Origin of the sequence: Citrobacter sp. MGH104, assembly GCF_001034485.1 — a bacterium.
Lineage (GTDB): Bacteria > Pseudomonadota > Gammaproteobacteria > Enterobacterales > Enterobacteriaceae > Citrobacter > Citrobacter freundii.
This window is the reverse complement of the sequence record NZ_KQ089818.1, coordinates 2,378,835-2,398,362: the sequence shown is the minus strand read 5'-3', so window position 1 is coordinate 2,398,362 and position 19,528 is coordinate 2,378,835. Positions and strand designations below refer to the sequence as shown.

20 protein-coding genes are annotated in these 19,528 nt (G+C 51.9%); 12 read left to right on the top strand and 8 right to left on the bottom strand.

What is annotated here, in order from left to right; translation table 11 throughout:
* Window positions 1-33: 33 nt before the first annotated feature.
* Window positions 34-1,416, bottom strand: a complete 1,383-nt coding sequence (locus SK34_RS11290; RefSeq protein WP_048233063.1) for a glycoside hydrolase family 1 protein — start codon at window positions 1,414-1,416, stop codon at window positions 34-36.
* 94 nt (window positions 1,417-1,510) lie between these two features.
* The gene (locus SK34_RS11285) at window positions 1,511-1,804 is read right to left on the bottom strand and encodes a YicS family protein (RefSeq protein ID WP_003840665.1); all 294 of its coding nucleotides are present in this window, start codon (window positions 1,802-1,804) and stop codon (window positions 1,511-1,513) included.
* Between the two features lie 130 nt (window positions 1,805-1,934).
* Between SK34_RS11285 and SK34_RS11280 the strand changes: the two genes are divergently transcribed.
* The 10 genes from SK34_RS11280 (at window position 1,935) to nlpA (ending at window position 11,828) form a co-directional block, all read left to right on the top strand.
* Window positions 1,935-2,351, top strand: coding sequence for a GNAT family N-acetyltransferase (locus SK34_RS11280; RefSeq protein WP_003023951.1), 417 nt, complete (start codon window positions 1,935-1,937; stop codon window positions 2,349-2,351).
* 90 nt (window positions 2,352-2,441) lie between these two features.
* Window positions 2,442-5,240, top strand: coding sequence for a transcriptional regulator DagR (gene dagR / locus SK34_RS11275; protein ID WP_048233062.1), 2,799 nt, complete (start codon window positions 2,442-2,444; stop codon window positions 5,238-5,240).
* A gap of 120 nt (window positions 5,241-5,360) precedes the next feature.
* Window positions 5,361-5,786 carry a PTS sugar transporter subunit IIA gene (locus SK34_RS11270; protein WP_003840671.1) on the top strand — a complete coding sequence of 142 codons (426 nt, stop codon included), beginning with the start codon at window positions 5,361-5,363 and terminating at the stop codon, window positions 5,784-5,786.
* 12 nt (window positions 5,787-5,798) lie between these two features.
* Window positions 5,799-6,284, top strand: a complete 486-nt coding sequence (locus tag SK34_RS11265; protein WP_003023959.1) for a PTS sugar transporter subunit IIB — start codon at window positions 5,799-5,801, stop codon at window positions 6,282-6,284.
* A 25-nt stretch (window positions 6,285-6,309) separates the two neighbouring features.
* Window positions 6,310-7,059, top strand: a complete 750-nt coding sequence (locus tag SK34_RS11260; protein WP_003023960.1) for a PTS mannose/fructose/sorbose/N-acetylgalactosamine transporter subunit IIC — start codon at window positions 6,310-6,312, stop codon at window positions 7,057-7,059.
* On the top strand, window positions 7,056-7,916 hold the full coding sequence (locus SK34_RS11255; protein WP_005121522.1) for a PTS system mannose/fructose/sorbose family transporter subunit IID: 861 nt from the start codon (window positions 7,056-7,058) through the stop codon (window positions 7,914-7,916). The genes SK34_RS11260 and SK34_RS11255 overlap by 4 nt, the downstream gene beginning before the upstream one ends.
* 3 nt (window positions 7,917-7,919) lie before the next feature.
* Window positions 7,920-9,029, top strand: coding sequence for a D-glucosaminate-6-phosphate ammonia lyase (gene dgaE / locus SK34_RS11250; RefSeq protein ID WP_016151208.1), 1,110 nt, complete (start codon window positions 7,920-7,922; stop codon window positions 9,027-9,029).
* On the top strand, window positions 9,016-9,759 hold the full coding sequence (gene dagF / locus SK34_RS11245; protein WP_003844475.1) for a 2-dehydro-3-deoxy-phosphogluconate aldolase: 744 nt from the start codon (window positions 9,016-9,018) through the stop codon (window positions 9,757-9,759). The genes dgaE and dagF overlap by 14 nt, the downstream gene beginning before the upstream one ends.
* 211 nt (window positions 9,760-9,970) lie before the next feature.
* Window positions 9,971-10,885, top strand: a complete 915-nt coding sequence (locus tag SK34_RS11240; protein ID WP_003844476.1) for an Rpn family recombination-promoting nuclease/putative transposase — start codon at window positions 9,971-9,973, stop codon at window positions 10,883-10,885.
* Window positions 10,886-11,009: 124 nt separating this feature from the next.
* Window positions 11,010-11,828 (top strand): lipoprotein NlpA, encoded by an 819-nt coding sequence (nlpA, locus tag SK34_RS11235; protein ID WP_003840678.1) that lies wholly within the window; start codon window positions 11,010-11,012, stop codon window positions 11,826-11,828.
* Between the two features lie 28 nt (window positions 11,829-11,856).
* Here the strand turns inward: nlpA and SK34_RS11230 are convergent, their stop codons facing one another.
* The 3 genes from SK34_RS11230 to SK34_RS11220 all read right to left on the bottom strand — a co-directional run bounded on the left by SK34_RS11230 (window position 11,857) and on the right by SK34_RS11220 (window position 14,191).
* Window positions 11,857-12,759 (bottom strand): carboxylate/amino acid/amine transporter, encoded by a 903-nt coding sequence (locus SK34_RS11230; RefSeq protein ID WP_003840681.1) that lies wholly within the window; start codon window positions 12,757-12,759, stop codon window positions 11,857-11,859.
* Between the two features lie 117 nt (window positions 12,760-12,876).
* Window positions 12,877-13,182, bottom strand: coding sequence for a putative quinol monooxygenase (locus SK34_RS11225; RefSeq protein ID WP_003023975.1), 306 nt, complete (start codon window positions 13,180-13,182; stop codon window positions 12,877-12,879).
* A gap of 1 nt (window position 13,183) precedes the next feature.
* Window positions 13,184-14,191, bottom strand: a complete 1,008-nt coding sequence (locus SK34_RS11220) for a zinc-binding alcohol dehydrogenase family protein (protein ID WP_032937145.1) — start codon at window positions 14,189-14,191, stop codon at window positions 13,184-13,186.
* Window positions 14,192-14,295: 104 nt separating this feature from the next.
* Here SK34_RS11220 and SK34_RS11215 point away from each other — a divergent pair, with 104 nt between their 5' ends.
* Window positions 14,296-15,198 carry a LysR family transcriptional regulator gene (locus tag SK34_RS11215; protein WP_003844479.1) on the top strand — a complete coding sequence of 301 codons (903 nt, stop codon included), beginning with the start codon at window positions 14,296-14,298 and terminating at the stop codon, window positions 15,196-15,198.
* A gap of 36 nt (window positions 15,199-15,234) precedes the next feature.
* Here SK34_RS11215 and SK34_RS11210 read toward each other — a convergent pair whose 3' ends face one another.
* From SK34_RS11210 to SK34_RS11200, 3 genes are all read right to left on the bottom strand, one after another.
* Entirely contained in the window at window positions 15,235-16,731 is a 1,497-nt protein-coding gene (locus tag SK34_RS11210; RefSeq protein WP_005121531.1) for a C69 family dipeptidase, read from the bottom strand.
* Window positions 16,732-17,073: 342 nt separating this feature from the next.
* Entirely contained in the window at window positions 17,074-17,538 is a 465-nt protein-coding gene (locus tag SK34_RS11205; RefSeq protein ID WP_048233061.1) for a hypothetical protein, read from the bottom strand.
* The gene (locus SK34_RS11200; RefSeq protein WP_016151203.1) at window positions 17,538-18,308 is read right to left on the bottom strand and encodes a winged helix-turn-helix domain-containing protein; all 771 of its coding nucleotides are present in this window, start codon (window positions 18,306-18,308) and stop codon (window positions 17,538-17,540) included. The genes SK34_RS11205 and SK34_RS11200 overlap by 1 nt, the downstream gene beginning before the upstream one ends.
* A gap of 576 nt (window positions 18,309-18,884) precedes the next feature.
* Between SK34_RS11200 and SK34_RS11195 the strand changes: the two genes are divergently transcribed.
* Window positions 18,885-19,502: a helix-turn-helix transcriptional regulator gene (locus tag SK34_RS11195; protein ID WP_003023988.1), complete on the top strand. Its 618-nt coding sequence runs from the start codon at window positions 18,885-18,887 to the stop codon at window positions 19,500-19,502.
* Window positions 19,503-19,528: the final 26 nt, after the last annotated feature.

Sequence of the window (19,528 nt, the reverse complement as noted above, 5' to 3'; positions counted from 1 at the left end):
ATGCCGGATCGCTATCCGGCATCCTGGTTATTTTTAATTAAAACCATTGTTTTCGGCAGTATGGGCAAACCATTCGCCGCTCTTTTTCACCGTACGTTTTTGCGTGTCTAAATCTAACTGGACAAAACCGTAGCGGTTTTTATATCCGTTGAGCCAGGACCAGTTATCAATAAAAGTCCACATATGGTAGCCAAGACAATTACAACCTTCGCTGATGCCTTTATGTAGCCATTTAAGATGCTCAGAAACAAATTCAATGCGGTAGCTGTCGTTGATCTGGTCATGCTCAACGAAACGCTGCTCATTTTCCACACCCATACCGTTTTCAGAAATAAAGCAGCGTGGGTTGCCGTAATTATCACGAAGATTAGTAATAATATCGTAAATACCAGGCTCATAAATTTCCCAGCCACGGTAAGGGTTCATTTTACGCCCCGGCATTTCGTAATAATCAAACAGCCACTCCGGCATAAACGGCGCGTTTGGATTGACCGCAGTATCACGACATTTCACGCGACGCGGCTGATAATAATTGATACCGAGCAGGTCGATTTTCCCCTCGGCGATGAGCTGACTGTCGCCTGGCTGACAGGTTGGTAGCTGATCGTACTCTTTCAGCAATTCGACCAGATCTGCCGGATATTCCCCTTTTAGTACCGGGTCAAGGAAGCTGCGGTTAAACAGCAGATCCGCATGGTGCGCGGCTTTCACATCCGCCGGGTGCTGAGAGCGTGGATAAGAGGGTGTCAGATTTAGGATCACACCGATCTCACCGCCGTAGTTTCCGGCGCGATACGCCCGCACCGCCGTGGAATGCGCCAGTACAGTGTGATATGCCACGGTGGCCGCGCGTTTGAAATCCACCACGTTTGGGTAATGGAAGTCATACAGATAGCCGCCTTCCACCGGGACAATAGGCTCGTTAAAGGTGAACCAGTGCTTCACCCGGTTGCCGAACAATGTAAAACACGTCTGCGCGTAGCGGCCAAACGCCTCAACCACCTCACGGTTTTCCCAGCCGCCTTTCTCCTGCATCACCATTGGCATGTCAAAGTGGAACAGGGTGAAAAATGGCGTAATGCCTTGCGCCAGCAGCTCGTCGATGACGTTGTTATAGAATTCGACGGCTTCCGGATTAACATCGCCGGTACCGTCCGGGATCAGGCGTGACCAGCTCAGAGACGTACGGAAGCTGTTGTGCTTCAGCTGCTTGAGCAGTGCGATGTCCTGTTTCCAGTGCTGATAAAAGGTTGAGGTGTTTGCCGGACCAACCCCCTGGTGGAAACGACCTGGCTGGCGGTCGAACCACACGTCCCACGTGGTCTGGCTTTTGCCGCCGTTCAGGCTATCCCCTTCGGTTTGCAGTGCCGAGCAGGCACTGCCCCACCAGAAGTTTTCTGGAAAACGGTATCGCATTGTTATTGCTCCATTGCTATTTATACGTTCTGGCAACAATACGTGTTTTTGCGACACAGAAACCGGTTACAGTGCTCATTTTACAACAAGATGCTTATAAATCCGGGCATTCAACTTTGCCAAGTGCTTCCCAGTAGTTGTTCTGGTTATTTCTTTGTATTGCCAGAATAGCCTCGCGGATATGCTGCTGATTACGTGTATCAGACATAATCGTTTTTTCCCACACGTCATCGGATGGCGACCCCTGTGGGGTGCAAATCTTGCGTAAGTCCTTCAATACAGTATTTTTTTCATGAACGGACTGTAGAGAGCCGTAAGCCGAATCGGCCTGCGCTAAACCCGGCAGCGTGAAAAGAATGGCAATAAGCGGTAAAGCGGCTCGTTTCATGATAATAATCCTTGTTGTCGATGCGCATCATCTCAAGAGTAAGTGTAGACGGCATGCGTCTCACTCATCAGCCTGTGTTAATTTCTAAACAAATAATCAGCCAGAAGTTGTAGTTTTTCAGGAGGATAGGATGCAAATACAGATTACAGATACCATTACCGAAGACGATCAAAATGCCCTGCTTGCCGGATTGCGCGCCTACAACCGCCAGTTCCTGCGAACCACCAACTTTGGCGACCTGGCGGTGTACTGGCGCGATGAAAGCAATGAAATTCTGGGCGGGCTGATTGGCAAAATCAAAGGCGAATGGCTGTGTATTGATTTCCTGTGGATGCATGATTCGCTGCGCAAAGGCGGTTACGGCACAAAATTGATGCAGGCTGCCGAGCAGACAGCGCGTGAGAGAGGATGCCTGCATGCATTGGTGGATACCATGAGTTTCCAGGCGCTGCCGTTTTATCAGAAAAACGGCTATCAGCTGCAAATGACCCTCGATAACTTTCCGGAAACCGGCTCCGCGCGGCATTATTTGTCGAAAACGTTTTGATGACCGGAAGCTCTGGACGCCGCCTCACTTTCTTGCGCAGCAGAATAGTGTATGTTCTGAACAATCATTTATTTCTTAAGCGGTAAAGAGATGAGACGGATTGAGATAATACTGGGGGAGCTGGAACGGCTGACGCGAGGACTGAATCTTGCCCATCTGGCGCAGGAAACGGCGTTCACAGCGGAAGCTATCGGCTTTAACCTCGGACTGGCGCGCAACTCGGTCAGTAAAGATCTCAATCAGCTCTGGAACGACGGCCTGGCGATTAAAAGCCGCGGACGCCCGGTATTCTTTCTGCATCGTCAGGCGATTGAAACGCTGCTGGGACGCAAACTCGATGAGTCCGAGCGCGAAGTGCAAACCGTTGCCGACCTGTTACCTGTTCAGGAAAACCAGGCGACAGAGGATCCCTTTTCTGGCCTGATTGGTTACGATCGCAGCCTGCGCGACGCGGTGGAAAAAGGCCGCGCGGCGGTGCTGTATCCCCACGGGCTGCACGTTCTGCTGACCGGTCCCTCCGGCGTCGGCAAAACCTTTTTTGCCGAACTGATGCACCGTTTTGCCTGCGAACGCGCAGTGGGAGCGTCGCCGCCGCTGGTTTACTTTAACTGCGCGGAATACGCCCATAACCCGGAGCTGCTTTCTTCGCACCTGTTTGGTCATCGACAGGGGGCATTTACCGGCGCAAATGAAAATAAACCCGGTCTGGTCGAGCAAGCCGACGGCGGCTATTTGCTGCTCGACGAAGTGCATCGTCTGCCGTATGAAGGCCAGGAAAAGCTATTTTCTATTCTCGACAAAGGCGAATACCGGCCGCTGGGTTCCAGCGCCGTGGCGCGGTCAATCTCGGTTCGCCTGATATGTGCGACCACCGAACCGGTAAGCTCGGCGTTGCTGCGCACTTTCCAGCGACGTATTCAGGTATGTATCGATTTGCCCGGCATCCGCCAGCGTTCGGTGGAAGAGCAGGTTGAACTGATCGTTGGCTTCTTACAGCGTGAGAGCCGCAAAATCGAGCGTACGATAAGCATCGACCGTACCCTGCTGCTCTGGCTGCTGAACAAGCCGCTGGAAGGCAACATTGGTCAGCTTAAGAGCGACATTCAGTTTCTCTGCGCCCAAGCCTGGGCCTCGGGGATGACCGAGCACAGCGACACGCTACAACTGGATAAACGTCTGACCGAGATCCCCTTTAACGCCACGCCGGAACAACGTCTGTTGGTTGGAGCGCTGTTCGAAGGCAAAGAACACCTGAGCATCGATGCCCGCACGCTGCCCGCGCTGAAAAATTCGCTGGCCACCGGAGCCGAAATTGAAGAGAGCGATCTTTTCTACAGCTTCCTGACCCGCGAATATATCAACCTGCGTAACAGCAACGTGCCGCCAGCCGAAACGCTGGCAATCCTCAAAAACAAGCTCAGTTCGATATTTGAATATGGTCTCTACAGCCGCGACAGCGTGGCGCATCCTCCGCGCTATGGCGATCAGATTGAAGAGCGAGTCACGCTGCTGATCGGCTGCGTTGAACAGGTGCTCGGTTTTACGCTGCCGGAAAATCTGGTTAACCCGCTGCGCAAACACTTCCTGGCGCTGATTGGCTATGTGCAACGCGGCCTTATTCCGCAACTTTATTCTTCCAGCCTGATCCTCGATCGCTGCAAAGATGAATACGAAAACGCTACGCTGTTATGCCGAAAAATCAATGAACTGCTGCATATTCAGTGTCCGGCGACGGAGGTGGTCTGGCTGTGCCTGTTCCTCAAAGAGTGTCGCCATTACCGCCAACGGATTGACGCCAGTCCTGACTGCGGGGTGATTTTGATTGCCCACGGTGCGACGACCGCCACAAGTCAGGCGCAGTACGTGAATCGCGTGCTGGAGCGCGAGGTGTTCAGCGCTATCGATATGCCTTTCGAGCAGTCGGTGCATGACACGCTGGAAGCCCTGACGCAGATGATCCAGACCCGGCAATATCGCCGATTGATCCTGATGGTGGATATTGGTTCACTGGTCCATTTTGGCAGCACGATCAGTAAGTTATTCCAGATAGACGTACTGTTAATGCCCAATATCACGCTCACCAGCCTGCTGGAGATTGGGCTGGATTTAAGCTACGAAACCAGCGACTTGCCGCAGCTGGCGGCGTTGATGCAGAGCAAAAATATTCCCTGTCAGCTTTGTACTCCGCAGCAGGAAAACAGCGGTAAAGTGCTGGTTATCTCCTGCATCACCGGGATGGGAACGGCAGAGAAAATCAAAAAGGTGCTGGAGGAGAGCTTCGGTGAGTTGATGTCGCAGGATACGCGGATGGTTATCCTCGATTACAACGAAGTTCGCAGCCTGGAGCGTGTTCAGCAGGCGATTAACGCCAGTGAACGCCTGGCGGGAATAGTGGGCACTTTCCAGCCAGGACTGCCGGATATTCCGTTTATCTCGCTCGAGGAGCTGTTCTCTGAGCAAGGCCCCGAGCTGGTACTCAGCCTGCTGACGCCAGATCTCTCCAGCAGCGAACGCCGTCTGGAGATGGAGCGCAGCGCGATGCGCTTTATCAGCGCGTTGACTATGGAGAGCATCATTAACCATATTTCGGTGCTCAACCCGCAGCGTATTCTCAAAGAGATGGAAGGCGTGCTGAATCATCTGACCACCGCGCTTTCGCTCAAACCGAGCCGTCAGGTGACACTGCGCTTCCTGATCCACTGCTGCTGTATGGTCGAGCGTATCGTGATTAACCGCAAACCGTTACAGATGGCGCTGGAGAACAAGCCGGATCTGGATAATCGCGCGTTTAGTGTCATTAAATCCGCTTTCCTGCCGATCGAAGAAGCCTATGCCATTCGCTTATCGGACGCGGAATATTTTTATATCTACGAACTGCTGTATAGCTAATCCCTTTACTGGCGCGGCTTTCTGCCTCGCCAGCGCTCCTCTCTTCCCCGCGTGACACAAATTCTGGCACAGCCTTTGCTCTGTTTATCTATGTCTATGTAATCGAGCCAGGAGGCCATTTTGACTACCACTGAATCCTTGCCCCAGATCCTGCTGCTGACCCATGGCGGCTGGGGGCAACAGCTTTGCAACAGCCTGCGCATGGTGATGGGTGAAATCAAAGGCGTGACGGAAATTGCGCTGATGCCCGTTGATACGCTCGGCGAGTTTTATCAACGCGTTGAAGCCGTAGTGAAAACCATGCCGGAAGGCTCATTGATCCTGACTGATTTTATTGGCGGCACCACCTCCAACGTGGCGGCGCGGCTGAGCGCCGATTACCCGGTGGCTGTTATTTCCGGGCTCAACGCCTCTTTGCTGCTGGAGGCGCTCGACAAACGCGAGCATGGCCGGTTGACCACCTGCGTGGCTGAACTGGTCGACGCCGGGCGTAGCAGTTGCCTGGACGTTGTCGCCCACGTGCGTCAATTACAACAATCACAATAAGGAAAAAACATCATGGCAAACATCGTCTTATGTCGTATCGATAGCCGTCTGATTCATGGACAAGTGGTGACCAAATGGGTTGGGCAATCTCAGGCAAACCGGATTGCGGTGGTTAGCGATGAGCTGGATGCCGATCCGTTTATGAAAAACATCTACCTGATGGCCGCGCCGCCAAACATCAAAGTGGATTGTTTCGGTAACCAAAGTTTTGCGGCCGCCTGGAAAGAAAACCAGCTTGGTGACGGCAAAGTGCTGGTGCTGTTCCCTTCTCTGGCGGCGGTTCAGGAAGCGGTCCAGTTGGGGTTTGACGTCACTACCATTCAGGTCGGTGGGCTGGGCGGTGGGCCAAACCGCAAAGCGGTATTCCAGAACATTACGCTGGATGAAAAAGACGTCGGCATTCTGAGCGACCTGAAAAATCGTGGGATTCAGGTGTTCTTCCAGACTATCCCGGAAGATAAGCCTCAGTCGCTGGACGATATCCTGAAAAAATTCTAATTCTTTGATAACAGGGTACTTAACTATGGATACTTTAGTCTTTGCAAGCCTGATGGGGTTGTATTACTGGTTTGCCCGTTTACGCCTTGGCTACACCTTCTCCGCTATGCTGCTGCAACCGGTCGTGATTGCCGTATTCGTTGGCCTGCTGTTAGGCAACATGGAAACGGCGATGATCATCGGTGCCGGTATGCAGCTGGTTTATCTCGGCGTGACCTCTACGCCAGGCGGTAACGTCCCGTCGGATCCGGCGCTGGCCGCCTGTATTTCAATTCCTATCGCTGTGAAGGCCGGAATGGACCCGAACCTGGCTATCGCGCTGGCGATCCCGTTTGGCGTCATCGGCGTGTTCCTCGACCAGCTGCGCCGCACGTTAAACGCGGCATGGGTGCATATGGCCGACAAACATGCGGAAACGGCCAACATGGCGGGCATTATGCGCTGTGCATTCCTCTACCCGGCGTTGCTTGGCCTTGTACTGCGTTTCCCGGTGGTTTTCGCCGCCAACTATTTTGGTCAGGACGTGGTGGAAAGCTTCCTTAAGCTGATGCCGCACTGGCTGACGCACTCCTTTGAAATTATGGGCGGCATTCTGCCAGCGTTGGGCTTCGCCATCACCATTATGGTGATCGGTAAAAAGAGCCTGCTGCCGTGGTTTATCGGCGGTTTCTTTGCGGTGCTGTACCTGAAGGTAGACATCATGGCGATGGCTATCTTTGGTACCTGCGTGGCTTTCCTGATTAAAGGTCTGGCGAAAAATGAAGGAGCAGCATGATGAGCAGCGACGTAATGCAACATGAACTGGTGGAGCGTGCGCGTGAAAGCGGCACGCTGACCAAAGCAGACATCACCAAAGCCTGGTTTATCTACTGGCTGGGTGCGGAAGTTTCCAGCTCCTATGAGCGTTTGCAGAGCCTGATTTTCTGCGCCTCGATGACGCCGATCATCAAAAAGCTCTACCCGCAAAAAGAGGAACAGGTAGAAGCGCTGAAACGCCATCTGAACTTCTTCAACTCAGAGCAGACGTTCGGGGCGGTGATTCAGGGGATCTCCATTGCAATGGAGGAACAGAAAACCCGCGGCGAGCCGATCAGCGATGCTTCAATTACCGGGATTAAAACCGGGCTAATGGGACCGCTGGCCGGGATGGGGGACTCGATCATCTGGGCCGCCGTGATGCCGCTGTTAATTGCTATTTTTATCCCATTCGCCGCCAATGGCAGCGCGATGGGCGGAATTGTACCGTTAATCCTCTACCCGGCCATTACGTTGGCAATCAGCTACGGTATGGTGCACAAAGGCTATACGCTGGGACGTGACTCGATAATTGGTCTGCTGCAGGGAGGGCGAATAAAGGAACTGATCTACGGCGCGAACGTGCTGGGCCTGATCATGATGGGTGCGCTTTCTGCGAGCTACGTCAAGATCACCACGCCGTTAAAACTCAGCGCCCTGAAAGGCTCTGAAGTGGTGGTTCAGCAAATCCTCGACTCTATTGCTCCCGGTCTGTTGCCGCTGGCGGCGGTGTTCGCCATTTATTTCTATCTGGTGAAGAAAGGGCCGCGTTACACCACGATTTTGCTGTCGATTGTTGCGCTCAGCGTGGTCTGCTCGCTACTGGGAGTGCTGTAAGCCATGACACAGAATATCTACCAACAATTGGGGCTAAAACAGGTGATTAACGCCTGCGGCAAGATGACGATTCTGGGCGTTTCCAGCGTTGCGCCGGAAGTGATGCAAGCCACCGCGCGGGCAGCTTCGGCCTTTGTTGAAATTGACCGGCTGGTGGACCGTACCGGTCAATTGGTTTCCCGCTACACCGGCGCGGAGGACAGCTATGTTACTTCGTGCGCCTCGGCGGGTATTGCGATTGCCGTTGCCGCCGCCATTACCCGCGGTGACCAGGCTAGTGTCACGCTGATGCCGGACAGCGCGGGTATGGCCAATGAAGTGGTCATGCTGCGCGGGCATAACGTTGACTACGGTGCGCCCATCACCAGCGCGATCCGCTTAGGCGGCGGACGGGTGGTGGAGGTTGGCTCAAGTAATCTGGCGGCCCGCTGGCAGCTGGAGAGCGCGATTACCGATAACACCGCCGCGCTGCTGTACGTGAAATCGCACCACTGCGTGCAGAAAGGCATGTTGAGCATTGCAGACTTCGTACGGGTTGCGCAGGTTCATAACCTGCCGCTGATTGTCGATGCCGCCGCCGAGGAAGACTTACACGCCTGGGTGGCGAGCGGGGCGGATATGGTGGTCTACAGCGGGGCAAAAGCCTTTAACGCGCCGACCTCCGGGTTTATCACCGGAAAGAAAAAGTGGATTGCCGCGTGTAAAGCGCAGCACCACGGAATTGCCCGGGCGATGAAGATCGGCAAAGAGAATATGGTCGGGCTGGTGTATGCCCTGGAAAACTATCATCAGGGGCAAACCGTGGTCACCGCCGAAGAGCTTCGCCCCGTGGCGCAGGCGATTTCAGCGATTCGCGGACTGGATGCGGATATTGAGCAGGACGAAGCCGGGCGCGCCATCTGGCGGATTCGTATTCGGGTGAATGCACAAGAGCTGGGGATGGATGCTTACGCCGTAGAAGCGCAGCTGCGAGAGGGTGATATCGCGATTTACGCTCGCCGTTACAACCTTCATCAGGGCGTCTTTAGTCTTGACCCGCGTACGGTTGCAGAAGGGGAAATGGCACTGATCGTGGCCCGACTAAAGGAGATTGCAGACCATGCAGCACATTAATTTTTATCGCAATAAAGTGGCTATTAACGTGCTGGCGAAGGATATCGCCAACGCCCGGGAAATCTATGACGCTGCCGAAGGTCACGCGGTGATCGGCATTCTTTCGGCGCAGTTCTCCTCGGTTGAGGAAGGGGTTAAGGAAGTAAAACGCTGGATGGTCGACGTGCCGTCGATTTCCGTGGGGCTGGGGGCGGGCGACCCGGCGCAGTATTACAAAGCGGCGATGATTGCCTCACAGGTCCATCCGGCACACGTCAACCAGACCTTTACCGGTTGTGGTTTTGCGGCAGGCGCGCTGGCGGCAACGGGCGGTGAACAGACCCATATCAACGCGTTAGTCAGTCCCACGGGCACGCCGGGGGAAGTGTTGATCTCCACTGGCGTCAGCAGCAGCCAGGGCACGCCAGCCCGCGTTTCCTGTGATGCAGCGGTACGTATGATGCTGGACTCTGGCGCGCATGCGGCGAAGTTCTTCCCAATGGGCGGTGAGCAGTCCCTGCCTGAGTTGTACGCACTGGCGACGACAGCGGCGCGCAACGGCATGACGTTGATTGAGCCGACCGGCGGTATCGATCTCGATAACTTCGGCATTATCCTGCAATCCTGTCTGGAAGCAGGAGTACCGCGCGTCATGCCGCATGTTTACAGCTCGATTATCGACCCACAGACCGGTAATACCCGGCCTGCAGATATCATCAGGTTGATGGAGATAGTCAAAGCCCTGGTGTAATGTTGCTATCGCCGGATGGCACACAAAAAATGCCCGGTAAGCGTTAGGTGCTACCGGGCATTTTTGCGAACACCCTTCCCTGAAAATGAATATATTGCAGCAGCATCTATTTATCCTCGAAAACGCCTCGCAAAGGGGTAATTTCCCTGATGTCGTCTGTAGCATTGGCGAGTAATGTCCCGTCATCTTGTTCTTCCGGTGACGGACCGCCATGCAAAAACCAACAACATCTACACCGCATGATGCGGTGTTTAAAAAATTCTTAGGTCATCCAGATACGGCGCGGGATTTTCTTGATACCTATCTTCCTGCGTCATTACATGAGCTTTGCGATCTGGATACACTGAAACTGGAACCCGGGAGTTTTATTGAGGAGGATCTGCGTGCCAGTTATTCCGATGTTCTGTGGTCGCTAAAAACTAGAACCGGTAAAGGCTATATCTACGCGTTGATTGAACACCAAAGCTCGCCAGATGCTCATATGGCATTCAGGATGATGCGTTATGCCATTGCTACGATGCAGAAGCATCTTGATGCAGGACACAAAACGCTGCCGCTGGTGGTGCCGATACTTTTTTATCATGGCGTTGACAGCCCGTATCCATACTCGCTGTGTTGGCTGGATGAATTTGATGATCCACAAACTGCGCGGCAGCTTTATGGTTCTGCCTTCCCGCTGGTAGACATCACGGTGGTGTCTGATGATGAGATTATGCAGCATCGGCGGATGGCGCTACTTGAACTTGTCCAGAAGCATATACGTGAACGTGACCTGATGGTGCTGGTGGATAACCTGGTTGCTCTGCTGGTTAAGGGATACGCTAATGACAGCCAGGTAGAAACGCTATTTAATTATCTGATGCAGTCTGGCAGCGCACCGCGTTTCGAGGCGTTTATTCGCGAGGTGGCTTTACGCGTTCCCCAACACAAGGAGAGATTAATGACTATTGCAGAATGCTTACGCGAGTCGGGGCGAAGAAGGGGTTTATTAGAGGGTAAACTCGAAGGTAAACAAGACGAAGCGTTGCGGATAGCCCATGCCATGCTGGAGAAGGGTATTGATCGTGAACTGGTGCTGATTATTACCGGACTTTCGTTGGACGAACTGGCGGCACATTCAGACTAATCCTTCTCTTTCCCTGTTATGCCTTTTTCTTCTTGCTGATGCTTTTTCGTTTTTTAAACCGCAGCGACCTTGCCGCTATAGTCATTTCATTACTCATCAGGCGGTTATTGCAAAAGGATAGAACGTGAAGCTGAAGATACCTTTTTTCGGGGCCGGGGCGGCGGTATTACTGGCGGGATTATTGCTGGCAGGATGCGATCAACAGAGCAGTGATGCAAAGCATATCAAAGTGGGTGTGATTAACGGTGCCGAGCAGGATGTGGCGGAGGTCGCGAAGAAAGTGGCCAAAGAGAAGTACGGCCTCGATGTTGAACTGGTGGGTTTTAGCGGTTCTCTGCTGCCCAACGATGCCACTAATCATGGTGAGCTGGATGCCAACGTCTTCCAGCATCGTCCGTTCCTCGAACAAGATAATAAAGCACACGACTATAAGCTGGTTGCGGTGGGCAATACCTTTGTGTTCCCGATGGCAGGGTATTCGAAGAAAATCAAAACCGTCGCTGAACTAAAAGACGGTGCAACGATTGCGATACCTAACGATCCAACCAACCTCGGGCGGGCGCTGTTGCTGCTGCAAAAAGAGAAGTTAATTACGCTGAAAGCGGATACCGGCCTGCTGCCAACAGCGTTGGATATCACTGATAACCCGCGGCATCTGAAAATTATGGAACTGGAAGGCGCGCAGTTGCCGCGCGTATTGGACGATCAGAAAGTGGATGTAGCGATTATCAGTACCACCTACATCCAGCAAACCGGGCTTTCCCCGGTACATGACAGCGTATTTATCGAAGACAAAAACTCACCGTACGTGAACATCCTGGTGGCGCGAGAAGACAACAAAGATGCCGAGAATGTGAAAGAATTCCTGCAATCTTATCAGTCACCGGAAGTGGCAAAGGCGGCAGAAACTATCTTTAACGGCGGCGCGGTTCCGGGTTGGTAATCATGACCCGTTGCCGCGCCGGTTGGGGTTAAACCGTTCTGGCGCGGCGACGTGAGTCCATTGAGATCAGCACTACCGATGAGAGGATTAAAAGCGTGCCCAGCCAGTCTGGCAGGGTAAAGGTAATACCTAACAACAGTAGTGACAGCAACGCGCTGCTCAACGGTTCTGCGCAGCTTAAAATGCTCGCTTTCGGTCCGCCAATCATCTGCGCGCCTTTCAGGTACAGGCTAAACGTCAGCGACGTGCCGATGACCACCAGATAGAAAAACGCCAGAATCAAACTGCCATTCACCACGAAATTAGTGCCCTGTCCGGCATAAAACGGCAGCAGGATCATGCCGCCGATTAACATACTCCAGCCGACAACCGGCAGCGTGCCGTAGCGCGCGATAAGCGTTGAGGGGTAGGTGGTGTAGAACGCGGCGGCAAACGCCGAGGCAATTCCCCAGAACAGCGCGGCAGGTGATATAGACAGCGACGTTGGGTTACCGTGGGTGACCAGTAAGAAGGTGCCGATAAGCGAGGTGAAGATTGCGGTCAGCACTAAAATCCCCGGTCGAGCTTTGCGCACCACGGAAAACCACGCCACGATAATGGTCGGTGACAAAAATTGCAGCACCGTCGCGGTAGCGGCGTTGGATTTTTCAATGGTCAGCAGAAAGGTGAGCTGTACGGTGAGCGCTCCAACTACGGAAAAAATCAGCAGGCTGATGGCGTCTTTGCGGTTTTTGATAATGGAGAACACTTTGTCGCCGTGAACGAAAGAGAGCATCAGCAGAATCAGCCCGGCGAAAATCAGACGTGTCATGGTCAGAAACTGCGACGACATCTGACTTTGCTCCATGATGTACTGCGCGCAAACGCCTGAACTTCCCCACAATACGGCGGCAATCAGGACGTTCATCATCCCTCTTCTGGTGGAACTCATCTTTCCCTCGGCATGTTGTTTTGTTTTATTTGTGTGCAGGCATCATAGCAGAGATAGCGAAGCGAGTGAGACATGACTGGTGTAGCCCCCACGAGGCAGGGGGCTTCGGCAGTTATTTTATGGCGCAATCGGCGTCAGATAATCCAGCCGTAGCGGTTCGGCTAGCAGATCGTTCATTTGTAGAATGAACGCCTGGAAATGTGGCAGAGCGATATGCTCGTCCAGACCGGCCTGACCGTGCCAGGATTCGCGCACGTAAAACACATCCGGCGTGTCGCGTAACTGGAACAGGGCATATTCAATATTGCCCGGCTCCCGGCGAGTAGGCAGTAACAGAGCCTGCAGTGCCTGTTTCAGTGCATCGATTTTCCCTGGTTTGGCTTTCAGTACCGCAATAATTGAAATCACTTCTGAATCGGACATGTTAAAACCCCTCCAGCACAATCTTGCCGACCGAACGACCGGTTTCAATTTGCGCGTGGGCTTTTTGCAGATTTGCCGCGGTGATCGCGCCAAAATGTTCGCCCAGCGTGGTGCGGAGGGTGTTGCTGTCGATCAGCTGTGCCACGCGGGTCAGTAACTGATGCTGCGCAATGATGTCGTGGGTGGTAAACATCGAACGGGTAAACATAAACTCCCAGTGCAGCGAAATGCTTTTGGCCTTCAGCGGACGCGCATCGAGAGTGTGCGGATCGTCAATCAACGCCAGTTTGCCCTGCGGTGCCAGGGCGGCAATAATTTGCGAATAGTGCTGCTCGGTATTGTTCAGGCTGGCAACGTGCGTCACCTCTTTAATGCCTATCCGTGCCAGCTCTTCCGTCAACGGCTTGCTGTGGTCAATCACATGATGAGCGCCCGCTTCACGAACCCATTTCTGGCTCTGCGGACGTGATGCCGTACCGATGACGGTCATTTTGGTCAGCTTACTGGCCAGTTGCGTCAGAATAGAACCGACGCCGCCAGCCGCGCCAACGATCAATAACACATCATCTTCATTGCTATTCTCCTCAACGCCCAGACGGTCGAACAGCATTTCCCAGGCGGTGATGGCGGTCAGCGGCAGCGCCGCAGCAGAAGCATTATCCAGTGTTTTTGGCTTCAGCGCGGTAATACGTTCATCAACCAGCTGAAATTCACTGTTACTGCCAGCGCGGCCCAGCGCTCCGGCGTACCAGACTTCATCGCCAGGTGTGAACAGGGTGACGGCTTCACCCACGGACTTCACCACACCAACGGCGTCCCAGCCCAGAACGCGCGGCACATCGGCGTTAAAACCTTCGCGAACCTTGGTATCAACGGGATTGACGGAAATGGCTTTCACTTCAACCAGCAGATCGTGCCCGGTAGCGACTGGCATGGGCAGGTCAATCTCTTGTAAAAATTCAATGTTATTGCCGTCGGTCGCGGCGCGGGTAATAGCGATGGCTTTCATGGTCTCTCCGGTCACAGGAATCAGTTGAATAATTCGATGGTAAACCGGTAGCAGAACGGGAAAAATAGCCCTACGGCGACAGGACTTATACTCGGGGAGTGAAAATGTTCCGGCTTGAAGATCTCACGTTGTTTGTCCGCGCCGCGGCGCTGAATAGTTTTAGCGATGCTGCGCGCGAAGTCGGCGTTCAGCCTGCTCAGGTCAGTTCAGCTATCAAGCGACTGGAGTCTACGTTGGCTATCCGCTTGTTCGCCCGCTCCACGCGCAGCCTACGCCTGACGCCGGAGGGCGAGGTCTGGCTACCCTATGCCCGCCAGATGCTGGACGTGATGCATGCCGGGCTGCAAAAAATTCAGACCCCAGAAGATGAAGTTTCTGGCACGCTGCAAATCGCCGTGCCTTCCGATCTTGGCCGTAACCTGCTTCTGCCGGTCTTTCAGTCGTTTCGACGTCGCTATCCCGCGCTGCGCCTGCGGATTTTTTTCTCCGATCAGGTGACGGATGTCTTTAAAGACCCCGTCGATGTTGCGTTTCGCTATGGCAATACCGAAGACGCGTCTTACATTGCGCTGCCCGTTGCACCGAGTAACCGACGTGTGCTGGTGGCATCACCGGAATGGGTTGCACAAAACGGCGCGCCGCAAACCCCGGATGATTTAACACAGCTCAACGCCATGACCTTCGTATTACGCGGCCGTCTGCACGATCGCTGGACGTTTACGCGCAACGGCGAGGTCAGTAGTGTGCAGGTTAACGGCACCATTATGAGCGACGATGCGGAAGTGATCCGACGGCTGGCAATTGCCGGGGAAGGTGTGGCGTACAAGTCGTGGCTGGATGTCAGCGAAGATGTGCGTGACGGTCGATTACAACTGCTGATGCCGGATTATCAGGGGGAGAAAGTCCCGCTGAATATGATTTGTCCCCATCGGAAGCAGCTTTCAAGAGCAGTCCGTCTGCTGCACGACGCAGTGAAGGCGCGGTGTGAAATGCTGGCGCAAAGCTAATAAGCGCTTTACGCCAGAATACTATCGCGTCGTTACTCAGTCTTTTTTCGCAGCGTTTGCAAAGAAGATATCAGACTGAATGTCTTTGGTGCGGATGGTAAATAGCTGATTAGTCAGATCTTCCGTCAGCTTCTCGGCGTCGGCCATGATGCGCAGGTTGAAGTCATTCAGCATCTTATCGGCGGCTGGTTTATCAGTTTTCGCCATCTTCAGATACTCTGCTTCAACCTCTTTTTGCTCCTTGGCCACTTTGTCTTCCCACGCTTTGTAGGCTTTTTTGACGATTGGCGCGAGCTTCGGATAATCGGTCATCGTCAGCGTTTGTAATTTACGATATTTCCAGTAGATAGACTGATCGTCCGCTTTATCAGTACCCATCGTATAGTTAGCCGGATACGCTTTCAGGCCGCTGTAGTACGGAACAAAGGCGGTGAGGTCGGCCATGCCCAAACCAATGTAGGTCGTTTCACCGATCTCTTTTGGCAACCACGGACGGACCTGCATAACATGCGCTTCATAGGTGCGGAAGACGCTGACCGGACGCCATGGCTCTTTGCCGTTCAGACCGTTGGTGTAGGGGTCATGGCTGGTGCCTTCATAATGGTTACGCAGTACGGCCTTCACATCGTCCAGTGTCATTTTCTTCTCTGGCGTCATGAAGACCGGGAATTCGCGCCCTTTGGCCATATCCTGGTTTACGGAAGGATTGAACTCTTTCTGGATGGTCCAAACGCGAGGGTCGTTATACGTGCGGTCACGCTCATCATCACGGGTATAGGCTTTGGAGAAGTTGAATTTGCCATCTTTTGCCGGTTCGTACAGACCCTTTTCGGTCGCAAATTGAATCAGGTTTTTTGACGCCATCATGTCCGGGTTTTTCGGATCGTAATCCTGTAAGCGGCCCTGGTTACCGGTGGCAAAATACTGGTTATTTGGCAGACGCTGCGCCATCCACTGATGGCCGCTGCCGGTTTCCAGATACCAGATCTCGTTATCGTCGACGACGGCAACGCCAAAGCCTTCGCCTGCGCCGACGGTCTCAACGATATGGCCCAGTAGCGCCACGGCTTCACGCGCGGTTTTACTCTGCGACAGCAGAATATCCGGAATATCGTCTTCGGTGATCCCTTTATCCTCAACGTACGGGTCGGCGGCCAGCGCTTTTGGTGAGGCAAAAATAGATTCTGTGCCGCTCACGCCAACGCCCAGCTCGTTAAATCCGGTCGCGCCGTGCAGTTGGGTTTTCCAGTTTGGAACAGTGGTATAACGCAGCGAGTTTTTGGGTAGCGGCCAGGTAAAGTCATTCGCACCGTTATGTGCTTTGGTGCTGTATACCCCGGTCTGATTCTGTTTTGCCGGGTGAATGACAAAATGTTGCGCTTTCAGGGCATCGCTGTCAGCGCTACGGGCAACCAGCATCGAGCCGTCCGCTGATGCTTCGTTACCGACCAGCAGGGTCGTACAAGCAAAACCTGATGAAACAACGGCCAAATTTATAGAAAGTGCAATCAGGCACTTTTTAAAAGTAAACATTACGTATCCCTCATATGTACGCCAAAAATACACCGGAAACATACCGTTTCCTGAAATGCGATAACGCCTGAACCTTCAGACATTGCTCGCGAGAGAGATAAACGCCCCTGCCCACGCCTTCTCCAAATATCCATCCGTAGATTGAAGTCTTCTGGACAAAATAAAACGCCCATTTCGCTTAATTATTACGCAATGGATATCGTGATATTCAGGATGTTTCCTGATTCGGGATGAAGAATAGCAATGGGTTATTAGAGGATTCAGTGACCCATGTCGCGTAAGTCGATGATGACAAATATGAATTCCATTGAGGGGGCGCGATTTTTGTTTCCGGATATGACGTTACCTCTTGCGGCAATACAGCGAGGGTACATTGGAGCTGGCAAAGATCCATGCGCCCTTATACTCTTCCATGACCAGACTGAGGGTTCGTCCGCTTTGGCGGTAAAAACCGGGTAAGGTATTGTTAATATCCGTTTCATCGGCGCTGTCTGCGAAGGTTTTGACCACCTGCATCGCCTGTAGCACCCGGGCTTCGTGCTGTCTGGTGTAGTTGAAATAAATGTTCCTGCTGATGTCTGAGGTATTACGTCCGTACAGTTTTCCGGTAATGGTGGCCAAACCTGCATTATCGTACATCCGAAACGCTAACGTACCGGCAAAGCGATTGCTGCCAATATTCCATTCCACGTTGCCGATGCAACTCAGCGGCTTTTCGGCAAAGCGTGAATACCATAGCCACCCGCCTGAACCGAGCAACGTCGCCAGACCGATTACCAGCAGAATAAGGTGATGTATTTTTTTCATTACCCGCGCATCCAGTAATAGTGGGTAGTACAAAACGCGTTAGCATCTATCCGCGCATCTTTATCACAGACAAACGCCACGATCCTCTCCGCTTTGCGGTAGCCGGAAAGGAAGACGTGCTTGTTGTTTTCGCAGAGATAGGGATGCAGTTGCATCAGATTGAAATAATTCTCCTGGTCGTGCTCATTTGGTGAGTAATAAATTTTACAGTTTTGCCGAGAGGGAACTTGCATAGAAACAGACACGAATTTACTAAACGGCATAACAGGACGCGTCTGATACCACACCAGCCAGATAATCAGGGTGGCAATAACGATGCCCGTGCTAAATATAATGTACCACCAGGGTCCCCGCGTCGTTTGTTGAGGCGCGGGAGCAATTATCTTTGGGGGCGCGTAATCCTCTATAACCGGTGGCTGGTAAACTTCACTTTGAGGATGTGTTATCGCCTCAACCTGCGTATTTTCATTTAATGCAAGCCCGCGCCGGGAAATTGTTTTTACCGTATCTCTCGGCAGACCCACATCCGCCAGAGCATTACGTAGAGTCAGAATAGCCTGGTAAAATGTGTTGGTGGTGGTCACATTATTTCTCTCACCCCAGCCCACTTTAATCAACGTGTTCTGAGAAACAATGTCACTTGCGTGAGTAATTAAATAGAGAAAACAGAGCGAGGCTGGTATCTGTAGTTGAATTGCTCGCCCTGTCTGTCGATTGACCAGGCTTTTGTTATCAGGATTAAATTCGACCAACTGATTGATAAGGTACAATTGCCCAGCCCTCAGTAACCTAAACGTATCACCGCATGTGCCAACACTTACCTTAAATTTTACATCCAAATTGATAATATGCCTCACTCTTTGTACGTGATCGCAGATAAGAATTTCACTTAAGATTTAAATGTTCTTTACATACAACGTGTTAGCTGATCAAGTTCTTAGGTAAAATTAACTAATGTTAAATAATGAGAATTCATTACAGGTTTATCTGAATTATCATTATATTTATCCACAGCACTTCAAGGGTGATTGAGTTATCAGTATTGTGTAATTAATGAGCATTGTTTACATCGGTTGTTTTTTAGCAAATAGTGCTTTTTTAAGATTTATCCTAGGATTTTAATTTATGCATAAAATTCCTAATGCCCAGACTGTTATTCTGAGATAAGGCACAAAAAAGCTTAGCGCAATCGTATTAATCACAGTCCATGCTTATTAGCACATCAGGAGTTTATTACATTTTATTAGCGCCACTGTTATTAGCTGACAAGGAATGTCGTACGTGTCGGATTGACACATTTATTTACCAATGAAATATTTATGGAAAAATAACAGGAGTCATTTTTGATGAAGAGATCACCATCACAGAGTGTTCGTTGCATAAGCTGTGAATTATCCTGTCAATTATTTCCGGATGCTGCGGTTCGCGCCAGTTACTGTCACCGTGCCGCTTTTGCTATCTGGCCTGAGGGAAATGGCTTTCTGCAAAAAGGAATTATTGAAAAACTTCTGCTTAATAATCAAAACCATTTGTCGCGCGGGTTTATTTTTGTGGACTTCTCTTTCCCGAACCTGCGCCTGTTTGCCGACCCGCAATGGGTTGATCGTCTGGCTTATAGCGGCATGCATATTGTTTTGATAGCGGACCGGAACCTGGCGCCGTTAGCCAACTACTGGCTGTCGAAAAGCAATAAAATACAAGGGATTATATATTCTGATGATGATGATGACGTACAGCATCAGAAAATGAGACGATTATTTACCGGTCATCTCGCTAACAGTAAACGTGGGCGCACACTCAACTATACAGAAATGATATTACTGAAGCGATTTGTCTCAGGAAAAAGTATTCAACAAATTACCCAAATAGATAATATTGATATTAAGAAAATATATGTCTATAAGCTCCGGCTTGAAGATAAGTTGGGCCATAGTATTCATAAAATACTATCGAATATTTTATAACGCATTTCTGATTTTTAATATTTCAC

Bases quoted from the DNA above. Each gene is read 5' to 3' on its own strand.
- SK34_RS11290 (WP_048233063.1), bottom strand. From the start codon at position 1,416: ATGCGATACCGTTTTCCAGAAAACTTCTGGTGGGGCAGTGCCTGCTCG.
- SK34_RS11285 (WP_003840665.1), bottom strand. From the start codon at position 1,804: ATGAAACGAGCCGCTTTACCGCTTATTGCCATTCTTTTCACGCTGCCG.
- SK34_RS11280 (WP_003023951.1), top strand. From the start codon at position 1,935: ATGCAAATACAGATTACAGATACCATTACCGAAGACGATCAAAATGCC.
- dagR (WP_048233062.1), top strand. From the start codon at position 2,442: ATGAGACGGATTGAGATAATACTGGGGGAGCTGGAACGGCTGACGCGA.
- SK34_RS11265 (WP_003023959.1), top strand. From the start codon at position 5,799: ATGGCAAACATCGTCTTATGTCGTATCGATAGCCGTCTGATTCATGGA.
- SK34_RS11260 (WP_003023960.1), top strand. From the start codon at position 6,310: ATGGATACTTTAGTCTTTGCAAGCCTGATGGGGTTGTATTACTGGTTT.
- SK34_RS11255 (WP_005121522.1), top strand. From the start codon at position 7,056: ATGATGAGCAGCGACGTAATGCAACATGAACTGGTGGAGCGTGCGCGT.
- dgaE (WP_016151208.1), top strand. From the start codon at position 7,920: ATGACACAGAATATCTACCAACAATTGGGGCTAAAACAGGTGATTAAC.
- dagF (WP_003844475.1), top strand. From the start codon at position 9,016: ATGCAGCACATTAATTTTTATCGCAATAAAGTGGCTATTAACGTGCTG.
- SK34_RS11240 (WP_003844476.1), top strand. From the start codon at position 9,971: ATGCAAAAACCAACAACATCTACACCGCATGATGCGGTGTTTAAAAAA.
- SK34_RS11230 (WP_003840681.1), bottom strand. From the start codon at position 12,759: ATGAGTTCCACCAGAAGAGGGATGATGAACGTCCTGATTGCCGCCGTA.
- SK34_RS11225 (WP_003023975.1), bottom strand. From the start codon at position 13,182: ATGTCCGATTCAGAAGTGATTTCAATTATTGCGGTACTGAAAGCCAAA.
- SK34_RS11220 (WP_032937145.1), bottom strand. From the start codon at position 14,191: ATGAAAGCCATCGCTATTACCCGCGCCGCGACCGACGGCAATAACATT.
- SK34_RS11215 (WP_003844479.1), top strand. From the start codon at position 14,296: ATGTTCCGGCTTGAAGATCTCACGTTGTTTGTCCGCGCCGCGGCGCTG.
- SK34_RS11210 (WP_005121531.1), bottom strand. From the start codon at position 16,731: ATGTTTACTTTTAAAAAGTGCCTGATTGCACTTTCTATAAATTTGGCC.
- SK34_RS11205 (WP_048233061.1), bottom strand. From the start codon at position 17,538: ATGAAAAAAATACATCACCTTATTCTGCTGGTAATCGGTCTGGCGACG.
- SK34_RS11195 (WP_003023988.1), top strand. From the start codon at position 18,885: ATGAAGAGATCACCATCACAGAGTGTTCGTTGCATAAGCTGTGAATTA.